The following is a 13,404-nucleotide window of genomic DNA, read 5'->3' on the forward strand; positions in this document are numbered from 1 at the left end:
CCGTTGACATCGCGTCTCCCCCTGCTTCAGCATAGAATGCAATGCAACGTATTGCATAGCAATACATGAAAGCGCGAGACAGCGGGATGCACGGGACGGCTGCCGGGGCGGGCTCACGCTCCACCCTCGATCCACGGGCGCGCAAGGCGATCTCCGCCGCCTGCATCGGCAACATGCTCGAATGGTACGATTTCGGGGTCTACGCCTTCCTGGCCGGATCGATCTCGGCCGCGTTCTTCCCGTCGAGCGATCCGACCGCCTCGCTGCTCGCGACCTTCGCGGCCTACGGCGTCGGCTTCCTGGCGCGTCCTTTGGGCGGCGCGGTGATCGGGCGCCTCGGCGACCGGCGTGGGCGCAAGGTCGCCCTCGTCCTCACCCTGCTGATGATGGCGCTCGGCACGATCGGCCTCGGCCTCCTGCCGACCTACGCCCAGATCGGGATCGCGGCGCCGGTCCTGCTCGTGACGCTGCGCATCCTCCAGGGCATCGCGGCGGGCGGCGAGTGGGGCGCCTCGACCGCCTTCATCATCGAGTGGGCGCCGGAGGGGCGCCGCGGCCTGTTCGGCTCGTTCCAGCAGGTCAGCACCGCCTCGGGGATCCTGCTCGGCTCCGGGGTCGCCGCCCTCCTCACCTCGCTCCTGTCGCCCGAGGCGATGCTCGCCTGGGGCTGGCGGATCCCGTTCCTGCTCGGCGCGTCGCTCCTCGTCGTCGGCATCCTGATCCGCCGCAGCGTCGACGAGACGCCGGTCTTCGAGGCCAAGGTCCTGGACGGCAAGGCCGCGGAGGCGCCGCAAGCGGCCGAGAGCGGCCCGCGCCTCGGCCTGCGCGCCTTCGGCTTCACGATCTTCTGGACCGTGTCGTACTACATGCTGCTCTCCTACATGCCGACCTTCACGCAGAAATTCGGCGCGCTCACCGCCTCGCAGGCCCTGTGGTCGAACACGATCGGGCTCGTCGCGATGGTGCTGACGGTGCCGGTCTTCGGCCACCTCTCGGACAGGATCGGCCGCAAGCCGCTGCTGATCGCGAGCGCCGTCGCGGCGATTCTCCTGTCGTACCCGCTGTTCCGGGTCGTCGCCGACGGAGCGGGCTTCCTCACGGTGGTGGCGATCCAGGTCGCGTTCGGAATCATCGTCGCGCTCTATTCCGGACCCGGCCCGGCGGCGATCTCGGAGATCTTCCCGAGTCACCTGCGCTCGACCTGGATGTCGATCGGCTACACGCTGGCGGTCGCGGTGTTCGGGGGCTTCGCGCCCTTCGTCGCCACCTGGCTCATCGCCGCGACCGGCTCGGCGCTCGCGCCGTGCGTCGCCTACCTGATCCCGATGGCGGTCGTCACGCTCGCCGTCCTCGCGCGCATGCCGGAGACCGGCAAGGCGCGGCTCGCCTGACCCGGAGTGCCGATCATGACCGACCTCTCCAGCCTCAAGCCGTGGCAATGGCCCGAGAGCCACTGGCGCCAGCGCGTCGCCAAGGTTCGGGCCGGCCGCACCCTGGCGCCGGCCTGGCCCGACGGCAAACGGTGCGCCGTCGCCCTGTCCTTCGACGTCGACCACGAGACCAACGAATTGCGCGACGGCGGCAAGTCCCTCGGGCGGCTGTCCTGGGGCCAGTACGGCCACCGCCAGGGGATGCCGCGCATCCTCAAGCTGCTGGCCGCGCATGGCGTCCCGGCGAGCTTCTACGTGCCGGCGGTGGTGGCGATGCTCTATCCCGACGAGCAGCGCGCCGTGGTGGCGGCCGGCCACGAGATCGGCATCCACGGCTGGATCCACGAGCTGAACTCGGTGCTGCCGCGGGAGGCCGAGCGCGACCTGATGCTGCGCAGCGCCGACGCCCTGGAGCGGATCACAGGGACGCGCCCGGTGGGCCTGCGCACCCCGTCCTGGGACTATTCGGACGCGACGCTGGCGATCATCCGCGAGATGGGGCTGCTCTACGATTCGTCGCTGATGGCGGACGATGCCTGCTACGAGCTGATGGAGGACGGCGAGCCGACCGGCGTCGTCGAGATTCCGGTCGAGTGGATCCGGGACGACGCGCCCTACTTCATGATGAGCCGGTTCGAGTCGTTGCGGCCGCATATCGGGCCCGAGGACGTGCTCGCGATCTTCATGCGCGAGTTCGAGGGCGCCTATCGCGAGGGCGGCCTGTTCCAGCTCACCATGCACCCGCACATCATCGGCTACCGCTCGCGGCTGTGGATCGTCGAGGAGCTGATCCGCGCCGCCAAGGCCAAGGGCGACGTGTGGTTCGCAACCCACGCCGACATCGCCGCCCACGCGGCGACGGCGCTCTGACATGATTCCGGCTCCGGATCCGGCGGAGCTTCGGCCCGTCCTCGACCGCCTGCGGCGCCTCGTCTCGTGCGAGACGCCGAGCTACGATTCCGAGGCGCTCGCCGCCGGGCTCGCCCTGATGCGCGCGGAACTCGCGGCGGACGGCCTCGCGGTCGCACCCGCCGATTCCCGCCTCGAGGCCGCCGGCGCCGTGCTGGCCCGGTCCGACCGGGGCGGGGCCTTGACCGGGCCGCCGATCCTGATCCTCGGCCATCTCGACACCGTCCATCCGGTCGGCGAACTCGCCACCAACCCGTGGCGGATCGAGGGGAACCGTGCCTTCGGGCCCGGCATCCTCGACATGAAGGGCGGGATCGTCCTGGCGCTGGAGGCGTTGCGCCGGGCCGGACCCGACCTCGCCCGCCCGGTCGAGATCGTGATCACCTCGGACGAGGAGATCGGCTCGCCGCGCTCCCGCGGGCTGATCGAGGCGCGGGCGAAGGCGGCGGCCTGCGTGCTGGTGCCTGAGCCCGCCCGCGACAATGGCGGCCTCGTCGTCGGCCGCCACGCGATCCTGCGCTACGCCTTGTCGGCGACCGGCCGGCCGGCCCATGCCGGCCGCGACCCCGGCCGGGGCGTCTCGGCGATCCACCGGCTCGCCCGGGCGATCGTGGCGCTGGAGGGCCGCAGCGTGCCGGGCGCGAGCCTCAGCGTCGGGGTGATCGGCGGCGGGCGATGGGTCAATTGCGTGCCCGAGCGCGCCGCGGCCGAGATGCTGTGCGTCGCCGCCGACGAGGCCGGGCGCGCCGGGATCCAGGGGATCGTCGCCGGCGAGACCGACGGGCGGCTGACGGCGGACCTTGTCGGCGAACGCCCGCTCTGGCGCACCGGGGCGGGGGACCGGGCGCTCTACGACGCCGCGCAGACGGTCGCGGCGGCGCTCGGGGTGACGGTGTCTCCGGAAGTATCGGGCGGCGGCTCCGACGGCAACTTCACCGGGGCGCTCGGCGTGCCGACACTCGACGGGCTCGGCCCCTGCGGGGCCGGGCTCCACGCCCATGACGAGCACCTGGATCTCGCGAGCCTGGGGCCGCGGGTGGCCGTGATGGCGAACCTGCTCGTGCGGGTGGGCCATGCTGAGACAAGGGACTGACCTGAGATAAGGAACTGAGAGTGTTTCGTATCTCGCCGCCCTTGAACCCTCCCCCCTCTGCGGGGGAGGGGGCCCCACGGAGTGGGGCGGACGAGGGGAGCCACGCTCCCGGATGTCGCGGAACCGTTCTGACCGGCGCTGCGTCCTTCGATGTCGCGCTGCCCGTCTCCCGGCTCACTCCGTTCGCCATCCTCCCCCAGCTTGCGCACGGCGATGCGGAACCCGGGCAATCCCGGGTTCCGTTGGGACAGGGTTCCCGTGGGCGCATTCGCAGGACGTCTCCAGACGAGGCGAGCCGCCCCTTATCCCCGCAGCCGCTCCGCCACCGCCAGCAACTCCGCCGCCCGGTGCGCGCAGGTGTGCCGGGCCCGGATCGTCCGCAAGCCCCTTCCGCCAGCGCGGCGCGCAAGGACGGATCCTGCCGCCCGGTCGCGCAGGTGGCGCTCCATCGCCGTCCCGTCCGGCGCCACCAGGAAGTCGCCCCCCGGCGTGAACAGCCCCGCGCTGTCGCGCCAGGGCGCCGAGACCAGGGGTATGCCGCAGGCCAGCGCCTCGAACACCCGGATCGTCGGGATGCCCGGCAGGGCCTCGACGTCGAAGCGCCGCGGCACGTGCACGGTGGCGAGATGGCGGGCGAAGGGCGCCGGGGCGTGGGCATTCGGCAGCCAGCCCCGGTAGCGCGCATGGAAGCGCCGCAAGGTCGCCGTCGCCTCGTCGGGGTAGCGCAAGCCGCGGACGTCGAGGGACAGGCCCGCCCGCTCGGCCGGCCCGAACAGGAAATGCTCCAGCTCGGCGCTGCGCTCGCCATCGCCCCGGTTGCCGATCCGGACCAGCCCGTCGCGGGGCTCCTCCGACTCCGGAGGATGAACAGGCGGGTATCGGCGGCCTCGTGCCGGACGAAGACGGAGGTGCCCCAGCCCCGGCCGCGATAGATCTCGGCCAGGGTCTCGCCGAAGGCCAGCACGCCGCCATACCCGGCGAGGTCGTAGGCCCGCATCGCGTCCGGCTCGCTCACCGCCCGGTGATGGGTGTCGTGGAAGAGAAGCGTGAAGCGCCCGCCGTCGCGCCGCGCCGATACGGGCGACCAGGGCCGGCTCGTTCCTTTCGTGCACCGGCACGAGGTCGGCGGCGTCGAGGTCGAAGCCCGGCGGATCGATCGTGGCCGTCGTTTCGGGATAGGGCGCCAGCGAGGAGGCGAGGCCGGCCTCGCCGTGATCGCGGCGCACGTTCTCGACGCTTCAGGCCTCGTCCGGCTCGTGCGCCGCGACGCTGTGGCCGAGGGCCTGCAGCTCGCGCAGCACGCCGCGCAGGCAGTGGGCTTTGCCGTGGTTCCAGCACGCGCGCGGGGAATGCGTGACGTCGACGATCCTTACGCCAGCGCCCTGGCCCGCAGCGGGGGCGGCGCCTCGAGCACCGCCCGGTAGGCGTCGAGGACGCCGGCCGTCATCGCCTCGACCGTGAAGCTCCCGGCCCGGGTCCGCGCCTCGGCGCCGAGCCGCGCGCGGATGGCGGGGTCGGCCGCCACCATCTCGATGGCGTGGGCGAAGCCCGCATCGTCGTCCGGCGCGATGAAGATCGCGGCCTCGTCCCACAATTCGCGGAAGGTCGGGATGTCGGAGAGCACCAGGGCGCAACCGGCGCTCGCGGCTTCCAGCACGCCGAGGCCGAACGGCTCGTAGCGGGCGGCGGAGGCGTAGATCGGGGCACCGGCGAGCCAGCGCGCCACGTCCTGGTCGCTCAGGCGGCCGAGCGGCCGCAGGTGGGCGGGCGTGAACTGGGCCGCGTTCGGGCCCTTCAGGTCGCCGGCGGCCAGCAGCGGCAGGCGCATCCGCGCGGCGGCCCGGTCGAGGGTGCGGGCGTTCTTGCCCTCGTCCCACAGCCGGCCCGCCGTGAAGGCGAAGGGGGAGGCGGCGGCGCCCGCCGGGGTGCGCTGCCCGCGGGCGGCGGCGCTGCGCCGGCCGTTCGGCACCACCCGGGGCGGGCTGATCCCGTAGGCCGCGGCGGTCGCCTCGGCGAAGGCGCGGGTGGGGCTGAGCAGCGCGTCGACCCGGCGGTAGCCCTCCGCCACGAGGCCGGCCCGCCAGGCGAGGTCCGGCGGCAGCGGGCCCGGCCGCATCGCCGCCCACCAGGTCGCCACGCAGGAATGCGCCACCGCGATCACCGGCGCGCAGAACCCGGTGATCGCGGCCAGCGCCGGGCTGTTGAGGTGAATCAGGTCGGCGCCGGCCCGCTCGGCCTCGCGGGCCACGACGGCGGCGGCGGCTTCCACCTCCCGGCGGGTGAGCGCCGTCCAGTCGAGGCTGGTGCCCAGCGGCCGCAGGTCAAGGCCGCGGATGGCGCGGGCGGCGCGGAACTGGTCCTGGTTCGGCTCCGGCCCGAGCACCGCCAGGGTGACGCCGACGCCCTGGCGGATCAGCTCCTCGGCGAGGTCGAGCCCGTATTCCCAGATGCCGCCGACGGCATCGACGGTCATGAACAGGTTGAGGGCCGGCGCGCCGCGATGCGGGATCGGGCGTCCGGCCGGGACCGTCAGGCTGGGCAGCATGCCGCCTCCAACTCGCGCAACGGGGCCGGCCGCTCCTCTTGGATGTCACTGAAGCGGTCGAACTGGCCGAGGTAATGGGCGTGGGCCCGCTCCCAGGCCTCGTCGTCCGGCTCGCCCCGCGGGCGGCGGTCATCGAGCGAGGACGGGTAGGGATGGAGCGGCAGGGGATCGTTGGCCCAGACGCCGGCGGCGCGCAGGCGGTCGCGCCAGCCTGCCGCCAGCGCGGGATCGTCCCCCGCCACCTTGATGAGGTTGGCCTGCACGAACGGCACCGAGCGGCGGGCATGGATCAGGGGCTCGGAGACGTCGCCGGTCGAGGCGCGGCAATTCTTGTCGAGCATCGCGCGCCCGGCTTCCGTGAGGCTTTCGACACCGGCCTCGATCCCGTCGACGAAGTAGAGATAGGTGACGCCCTGCGCGATCAACCGGTCGAGCTCCTCCAGGATGAGCGGCAGGGCGCGCTGCCGGTCCTTGTCCCGGAAATCGATCTTGGCGCAAAAGGTGCAGGAATGAGGGCAGCCGCGCGAGGCCTCGATCTCGGCCCCCGGCCTCTCCGGCGCCCGGTCGAAGCGGTGGTGGTGGGCGTGGCGCGCCACCCAGGGATCGGGCCGGGACAGGGCCGGCAGGTCGGTGAAGACGGTGGCCGCCGGGCCACCGGTCACGACCGTCCCGGCGCCGTCGCGGAAGGCGAGCGCCGGAACCCTGTCGGGCCGCGCGAGGCCGCCCTCGGCAAGCGAGGTCACCACCTCCTCGCATTCGCCCCCCACCACGAGGGCGCAGGCGAGCGTCGCCAGGGCCGTCTCCGGCGCGACCGAGCCGTGCGGGCCGACCGCCACGGTGCGGCCGTCGCGCCCGGCGAGCGCGTCGAGGAAGGCGCGCGGCACCCGCAGCTCGGGCGGGGCGCAGCGCCAGAACAGGTAGGTCGGGGCGGTCGTCACCACCGTCATGGCCGGTGCGGACGCCGCGACCCTCTCGGCCAGCCCGTCGAGCGAAAGCCCATCGAGGGCGCCGTCAAGCATCAGCGTCTCGTGGCCGGCCCGCTCCAGCAACACCCTGCAGGCCCCGAGCTCGATGGAGAGGTGCGGCGAACGGCACCCGAAATAGATGCTGTTCTCGAAGCTCCAGGTCGGATTGACGAGGGCGATTCTCAAAGCGGCTGTCCTGAACCGGAAGCGGTCATCGCGGGTACTGGGGGCGACTATTGAGGAAGTGGCGGGGCCGCTTCGGCCGACAAGGCCTTTTCGCCCGGACAGAGTTAAGCGAGTGATACCGAAGGGTCGTTCGCCATGATGCGGGCGCATGGCGCGGCCTCGATCATGCCCGTGCTGCAGGCTCGGTCCTGGAACCGAATCGCGTCTCGCGCGTGTCCGGTGCCGGGGCGGCCTCAGGCGCGGTGGCACGCTGGCGTGGCCCCCGCGGCCGCGGCCACGAGGCGCGCCGCATCGCGGACATCCGCCGTGACCGCGGAGATCCGTGCCGGATGGCGCTCTTTCAACCAGGCGAGGTTGGCCTCGACGCCGGGACGCAGGAGGGCGTCGTAGACGAGGACGTCCCGCCCCTCCGCCGCCAGGGCGTCGGCGAGGCCGGCGCCGATGAAGCCGGCGCCGCCGGTGATGAGGATGGTCTGCGGCACCCCTCGCGCTCCCTCGTCTCGCCCCGGCCCCGCCCGGACCGGATACATCCAAGCAGTGTGTATGGGGGCGGGGCCTCGCGAGCCGGTGTCATCGTTCTGGCGTCATTCAGCACAATTGATCCATGACGGCCAGCAGGATAGCGCCGCCATGGCGCCCGGCGCGCCTCCCGCACCGGCCCCCATCCACGAGTTCACGCGACCCCCCCATGTCCCTTGTTCCCTCGTCGCACGATGCGGTGCCGGCTGCCCCCGGCGCGGACCTCGCCCAGCGTCAGGACGCCGGTCTACGCCGGCGCCGTCTGGCGCTCGCCCTGCCGACGGTCGCGACGGCCCTGGCCCTCGCCGCGGCGGCGATCGCCAGCACCGGCGTGCCGGACGGACCGCTCGACGCGGCGGTGCTGGTGCTGTTCTGCCTCGCCATGGCCTGGCAATCCTACATCGCCTGGACCTACCTCTACGGCGCTGTCGCTGCCGGCCTCGGGACCCGGGTGATGTCGGCGGTGGAGCGGCAGGCCGGCGAGACCGCGCCGCAGGCCACGGGCCGCAGCCGCACCGCGGCCGTGGTGGCGATCCACGCCGAGGATGCGGCGGCGGTCTTCGCCGCAGTCCGGGTGATGGCGCGCTCGCTCGCCCGCACCGGCGGCGACGGGAGCGACCTCGACATCTTCGTCCTCAGCGACACCCGCGACCCGGAGATCGCCGCGGCCGAGGAGCGCGAATTCGCCCGCATCCAGGAGTGGCGCGGGGCCGCCGGGCCCGGCCTGCCGGCGATCCGCTACCGCCGCCGCCAGGAGAATACCGGGCGCAAGGCCGGCAATATCGGCGAGTTCTGCAAGACCTACGGCCACGAATACGATTTCATGATCGTGCTCGATGCCGACAGCCTGATGACCGGCGCCGCCATGCGCCGCCTGGTCCGGCTGATGGAGGAGAATCCCCGCACCGGCCTGATCCAGACCGTCAGCTACGCCGCCGGGCGCGACACCCTGTTCGCCCGCATCCAGCAATTCGCCGTGCGGCTCTACGCGCCGCTGTCGATCCGGGCACTGGAGACCTGGCAGGGGCCGGACGGGGGCTACTGGGGCCACAACGCCATCCTGCGGGTCGCGGCCTTCGCGGCCAATGCCGAATTGCCGGTGCTGCCCGGACGCGCCCCGCTCGGCGGCGAGATCCTGTGCCACGATACGGTCGAGGGGGCGTTCCTGCGCCGCGCCGGATGGGAGCTGCACCTGCTGCCGGAGGAGCCCGGCACCTGGGAGGAGATGCCCACCAACCTCACCGACCTCCTCGGCCGCGAGCGGCGCTGGTGCCAGGGCAACCTGCAGCATCTCGGCATCATCGGCCTGCCCGGCCTCACCGCCGGCAGCCGCTGGCACCTCGGCGCCGGCATCCTGTCCTACCTCGCCTCGCCGGTCTGGATCGCCTTCCTAGGTCTTGGCACCTGGCAGGCGATCCGCAGCGGCGATCTGGGCCTGCTGGCCTACGGGCTTACCGGCGAGGGGCCGGCGGCGGCGATCCTGGCGGCCTTGAGTCTTGCCGTGCTGGCGGCTCCGAAGCTTCTCAGCCTCGGCCACGTCCTGCGGTCGCCGGCGCGCCGCGCCGCCTTCGGGGGCACGCGCCGCCTGCTCGTCAGCGCCGCCCTCGAACAGGCCCTGTGGGTGCTGCTCTGGCCGGTCATGACCCTGTTCAATGCCGGCGCCGTGGCGACGACCTTCGCCGGCCGGGTGGTGCGCTGGGACACCCAGGTCCGCGACGACCGCCGGGTGCCGTGGTCGGAAGCCTGCCGGCTCCAGGCCGATTCGCTGGTCGCCGGCGGCCTCCTGGCGGCGGCCCTCGCCTACGCGGCCGACCCGCTGCTCGCCCTGTGGATGGCGCCGCTCGCCCTCGCCCTTTTGGCGAGCCCGGCGCTCAGCGTGCTGACCAGCCGGGCCGATCTCGGCCACGCGGCGCGCCGGCGCGGCCTGTTCCTCACCATCGACGACACCGCCCAGGCCCCCGAACTGCGCGACCTCGCCGCCGCCCGCGCCGCGCCGCCTGCCCCCGTCCGTCCGCCATGCGTCCGCGGCGAGGTGCCGGTCTGGCTCGCGACGGCGACGGACGACGCGAAGGCGTTGCCGCCGCGGTAAATCATCACCGCGCCGGCTTGCCCAGCACCTTGAGCGGGTCGGTGCGCTGGCTCGGGGCCGGCTCGGCGGTCATGCCGTCGGCGCGTTCCTCCGGGCGGCCGCGGACGCTGCCGGTCGAGGTGGGGCTGCCCTGGCCGGCGGTGGCGCGGTTGGTCGGGCTCGTCACGGGCACGGTGCCGCTGGCGAGTTCGAGGCAGGTCAACATCTCGACGTAGCTCGGGAAGCCGCCGGCATTCGATTGCTGCGAGCACTGGCTCTTGGCAGAACCGGAGAACTGGCTCCAGCGCTTGCGCAATTCGTCGCCCGCGGAGCGCTCGGAGCGCAGGCAGCCGTCGGAGCCGGCCTCCTGGCTGACCGAGGCGCGACCGGGCGAGTTGCAGGTGGCCTCGATGTTGAGCCGCGGCGGACCATCCGCCGCGACGAGGACGAGCTGCGCGCCGAGAAGCGCGAAGGGCAGGGCGGCGGGCATGGCGGGGTCTCCCGTGAGCCGGAGAAGAAAAAGCTTCGCCGGTTCAACGCGCCGAAGTTGCAAGAAGCTCCATGATCGCAGGAAGCTCCCGCCGCCTGTTCCTCACTCCTGGCGCAGGGCCTGGTCCAGGTCCGCGAACAGGTCGTCGGCCTCCTCGATGCCGACCGAGAGGCGCAGCAGGTCCACCGGGCAGGGGGTGCTCGGGCCCTCGATCGAGGCGCGGTGCTCGATCAGGCTCTCGACGCCGCCGAGCGAGGTGGCGCGCTTCCACAAGGACACCCGCGCCGCCGCCCGGATCGCCGCCGCCTCGCCGGCCGCCACCCGGATCGACAGCATGGTGCCGAAGCCGCCAGTCATCTGGCGCGCCGCGACCGCGTGGCCGGGATGCTCGGGCAGGCCCGGATAGAGCACGTGGCTCACCGCGGGATGGGCCGAGAGGCGCCGCGCCAGGTCGGCGGCATTCGCCATCTGGGCGTTGATGCGCACGTGCAGGGTGCGCATCCCGCGCATCAGGAGGTAGGCCTCGAACGGCCCCAGGATCGCGCCGTTGCCGGAGCGGATGCGCTGGATCCGGGCCCAGAACTCGTCGGCCTTCGCGCCGGCGAGGGCGCCTGCGATCACGTCGGAATGGCCGTTGAGCACCTTGGTGGCGGCGTGCATCACCACGTCGGCGCCGAGCGACAGGGGCCGGGTCACCACCGGCGAGCTCGCCGTCGAATCGACCGCGAGGCGCGCGCCCGCCGCGTGGGCGATCTCGGCCGCCGCCGCGATGTCGGTGACGGTCCAGAGCGGGTTCGAGGGGGTCTCGAGCCAGACGAGCTTGGTCTGCCCGGGCCGCACGGCGCCCTTGAGGGCGTCGAGGTCGTCGGTGGCGACGAAGTCGACCTTGAGGCCCCAGCGGGTCGCCTCCTCGGACAGCCAGCGCCGCAGGGCCCAGTACATCACGGTCGGCGCCACGATGTGGTCGCCCGGATCGAGGGCACCGAACACCGCCGTGGCGGCGGCCATGCCGGAGGAGAACAGGAGCGCCCCGGCCTCCGCCTCCTCCAGCATCGCGATGACGGCCTCCGCCTCGCGCACCGTGGCATTGTCGGGCCGGCCGTAGACGTAGCCGGAGGAATACTGGTTGTCGGGGTCTCGAATGTATGTGGTGGCGACGTGGATCGGCGGAACCACGGCCTTGGTGACCGGATCGACGTGGCCGAGTGCCTGCGCGGCGAGGCTCTTCTTCGACCAGGGGCGCGGGGCGTGGCTCATGCCGGGACTCCAGGGTGCGACGAGGACGTTTTTGCTCCGCCGCCGGCCTTGCAGAACCGGTGCCGCCGCGCAACCTCCATCCCGGTATAGCACCCGAGCCCGAGATGCCGCCCACCGCAACGCTCACCCACCCCGCCCGGCCCGCCCTCTCGCCCGTGCCACGCCTGCTGGCCGCCATCCTGCCCGTCGCGGCGGTCGCGGTGGTGGGGAGTCTGGCAACCACGTCGAACATCCCGACCTGGTATGCGGGCCTCGCCAAGCCGGGCTTCACGCCGCCGAACTGGCTGTTTCCCGTCGCCTGGACGATCCTCTACACGCTGATCGCCTTCGCGGGCTGGCGGGTGCTCGGCACCGCGCCGGCGACGGGGTCCTTGCGGCGCACCCGGACGCTCGCCCTGTGGGCGTTCTTCGTCCAGCTCGCCCTCAACGGCGCCTGGACGCCGGTCTTCTTCGCCCGCCACGATCTCGGCGGTGGACTCGTCGTGGTGGTCGCCCTCCTGGTGATGATCCTGTGGACGATCCGGCTGTTTGCCTCCCTCGACCGGCTCGCCGCCCTCGTCCTCGTCCCCTACGCGGCCTGGGTCGCCTACGCGACGGCACTCAACGCGGCGATCTGGTGGATGAACTGACGACAGGTCGGGCAACACCGGGATTGCAGCCCGCCGCATCATCCCGGGGCCGCCAAGGCGGAGCCCGGGACGACCAGGAGGGGGTCGGGTCCGTCCAGGCAGACCTGCGTCGGCAGGCCGACGTTTCGTCCGCTTGAGGCCTTGTCTTGTCGCAGATTTTTCTCGCAAAACCGGCAACTACCTCGGCGACGTCTGCTCGGAGAGCCTGACCCCCTCGCCACCTCGCCTCACGGCACCAGCACGATCGCCCCGGTGACCTTGCGCGCCTCCGCCGCCTCGTGCGCTTGCACCACCTGATCGAGGGGGAAGCGCGCCCCGATATCGACCGCGACGTGGCCGCTTCCGATCGCGTCGAACAGGTCGGCGGCATTGGCCCGGAAGGTGGCCGGGTCGGCATTGTGCGGGAAGACCGAGGGGCGGGTGAGGAACAGGCAGCCCTTCTTGTTGAGAAGCTCGGGGTCGATCGCCGGCGACGGTCCCGAGGCCGCACCGTACGAGACGACGAGGCCGAACGGGGCGGCGCAGTCGAGGGACTTCAGGAGCGTGTCCTTGCCGACCGCGTCGTAGACGACCCGGGCCTTGGCGCCGCCGGTCGCCGCGAGGAACGCCTTCGGCCAGTCGGGATCGTTGAGGTCGATGACGGCCGTGCAGCCGGCGGCCAGAGCGGCGTCGCGCTTCTCCGGCGAGCCGGTGGTGCCGACCACCTTGGCGCCGAGCGCCGTCGCCCAACGGGTCAGGATCTGGCCGACGCCGCCGGCCGCGGAATGCACCAGCAGCAGGTCGCCGGCCTGCACCGCATGGGTCTTGCGGAGCAGGTATTGCGCCGTCATGCCCTTGAACAGCAGGGCGGCGGCGGCTTCGTCGGTGATGCCCTCGGGGATCCGCACGAGCTTGCCCGCCGGCACGTTGCGACGGTCGGCATAGGCGCCGACGCCGGCATTCATATACGCCGCGCGGTCTCCGGGCTTCAGGTCGGTGACGTCGGGCCCCACCGCCTCGACCACGCCCGCCGCCTCGAAGCCGAGCCCGGTCGGCAGGTCGAGCGGATAGGCGCCCCGGCGCTGGTAGACGTCGATGAAGTTGAAGCCGACGGCGTTCTGGCGCAATTGCGCCTCGCCCGGGCCGGGAGCGGGAAGCGGCTCGCTGCGCAGGCGCATGACCTGCGGCGGGCCGAACTCGGTGATCACGACGCGGCGCTGCTGGCTCGACATGGCGGGCTCCTCCTGTGGTCTGCCCCGTTCGTGGGCGAGGTATGAACCGACGGAGCGGCGTGATAAATCCGGCCGCGCATTCGAGATTTGAAACGGACCGTT

Annotated in this window: 11 protein-coding genes and 1 pseudogene; 5 read left to right on the forward strand and 7 right to left on the reverse strand. The window is 72.7% G+C overall.

Features of this window, described 5'->3' with window-relative positions:
- Positions 1 to 86: 86 nt before the first annotated feature.
- From G4G93_RS17995 to G4G93_RS18005, 3 genes are read left to right on the forward strand one after another with little or no spacing between them, the layout of a single operon-like run.
- A complete protein-coding gene (locus G4G93_RS17995) occupies positions 87 to 1,391 on the forward strand; it encodes an MFS transporter (RefSeq protein ID WP_165086008.1) in 1,305 nt (434 codons plus the stop codon).
- A gap of 15 nt (positions 1,392 to 1,406) precedes the next feature.
- Entirely contained in the window at positions 1,407 to 2,300 is an 894-nt protein-coding gene (locus G4G93_RS18000) for a polysaccharide deacetylase family protein (protein WP_165086010.1), read from the forward strand.
- A gap of 1 nt (position 2,301) precedes the next feature.
- On the forward strand, positions 2,302 to 3,432 hold the full coding sequence (locus G4G93_RS18005) for a M20/M25/M40 family metallo-hydrolase (RefSeq protein WP_165086012.1): 1,131 nt from the start codon (positions 2,302 to 2,304) through the stop codon (positions 3,430 to 3,432).
- Between the two features lie 302 nt (positions 3,433 to 3,734).
- Here the strand turns inward: G4G93_RS18005 and G4G93_RS18010 are convergent.
- The 4 genes and pseudogenes from G4G93_RS18010 to G4G93_RS18025 all read right to left on the reverse strand — a co-directional run bounded on the left by G4G93_RS18010 (position 3,735) and on the right by G4G93_RS18025 (position 7,610).
- Positions 3,735 to 4,799, reverse strand: a pseudogene (locus G4G93_RS18010) (glycosyltransferase).
- 2 nt (positions 4,800 to 4,801) lie between these two features.
- Positions 4,802 to 5,977 (reverse strand): glycosyltransferase family 4 protein, encoded by a 1,176-nt coding sequence (locus G4G93_RS18015; RefSeq protein WP_165086014.1) that lies wholly within the window; start codon positions 5,975 to 5,977, stop codon positions 4,802 to 4,804.
- On the reverse strand, positions 5,962 to 7,128 hold the full coding sequence (locus tag G4G93_RS18020) for a B12-binding domain-containing radical SAM protein (RefSeq protein ID WP_165086016.1): 1,167 nt from the start codon (positions 7,126 to 7,128) through the stop codon (positions 5,962 to 5,964). Before G4G93_RS18020 ends, G4G93_RS18015 begins: the two co-directional genes overlap by 16 nt.
- 233 nt (positions 7,129 to 7,361) lie before the next feature.
- The gene (locus tag G4G93_RS18025) at positions 7,362 to 7,610 is read right to left on the reverse strand and encodes an SDR family NAD(P)-dependent oxidoreductase (RefSeq protein ID WP_395412598.1); all 249 of its coding nucleotides are present in this window, start codon (positions 7,608 to 7,610) and stop codon (positions 7,362 to 7,364) included.
- 206 nt (positions 7,611 to 7,816) lie between these two features.
- On the opposite strand from G4G93_RS18025, the gene mdoH reads away from it, so the two are divergent.
- Positions 7,817 to 9,736 (forward strand): glucans biosynthesis glucosyltransferase MdoH, encoded by a 1,920-nt coding sequence (mdoH, locus tag G4G93_RS18030; RefSeq protein WP_165086017.1) that lies wholly within the window; start codon positions 7,817 to 7,819, stop codon positions 9,734 to 9,736.
- Positions 9,737 to 9,740: 4 nt separating this feature from the next.
- On the opposite strand, the gene G4G93_RS18035 is transcribed toward mdoH, so the two are convergent.
- Together G4G93_RS18035 and G4G93_RS18040 are read right to left on the reverse strand one after the other, a co-directional pair.
- Entirely contained in the window at positions 9,741 to 10,205 is a 465-nt protein-coding gene (locus tag G4G93_RS18035; RefSeq protein WP_165086019.1) for a hypothetical protein, read from the reverse strand.
- Between the two features lie 102 nt (positions 10,206 to 10,307).
- Positions 10,308 to 11,462: a PLP-dependent aspartate aminotransferase family protein gene (locus G4G93_RS18040; RefSeq protein WP_165086020.1), complete on the reverse strand. Its 1,155-nt coding sequence runs from the start codon at positions 11,460 to 11,462 to the stop codon at positions 10,308 to 10,310.
- 104 nt (positions 11,463 to 11,566) lie between these two features.
- Here G4G93_RS18040 and G4G93_RS18045 point away from each other — a divergent pair, with 104 nt between their 5' ends.
- The gene (locus G4G93_RS18045; RefSeq protein ID WP_165086022.1) at positions 11,567 to 12,091 is read left to right on the forward strand and encodes a TspO/MBR family protein; all 525 of its coding nucleotides are present in this window, start codon (positions 11,567 to 11,569) and stop codon (positions 12,089 to 12,091) included.
- A 227-nt stretch (positions 12,092 to 12,318) separates the two neighbouring features.
- Here G4G93_RS18045 and G4G93_RS18050 read toward each other — a convergent pair whose 3' ends face one another.
- Entirely contained in the window at positions 12,319 to 13,302 is a 984-nt protein-coding gene (locus G4G93_RS18050) for a quinone oxidoreductase (RefSeq protein ID WP_165086023.1), read from the reverse strand.
- Between the last annotated feature and the right edge of the window lie 102 nt (positions 13,303 to 13,404).

Origin of the sequence: Methylobacterium sp. DB0501 (assembly GCF_011043735.1) — a bacterium.
Classification (GTDB): Bacteria; Pseudomonadota; Alphaproteobacteria; order Rhizobiales; family Beijerinckiaceae; genus Methylobacterium; species Methylobacterium alsaeris.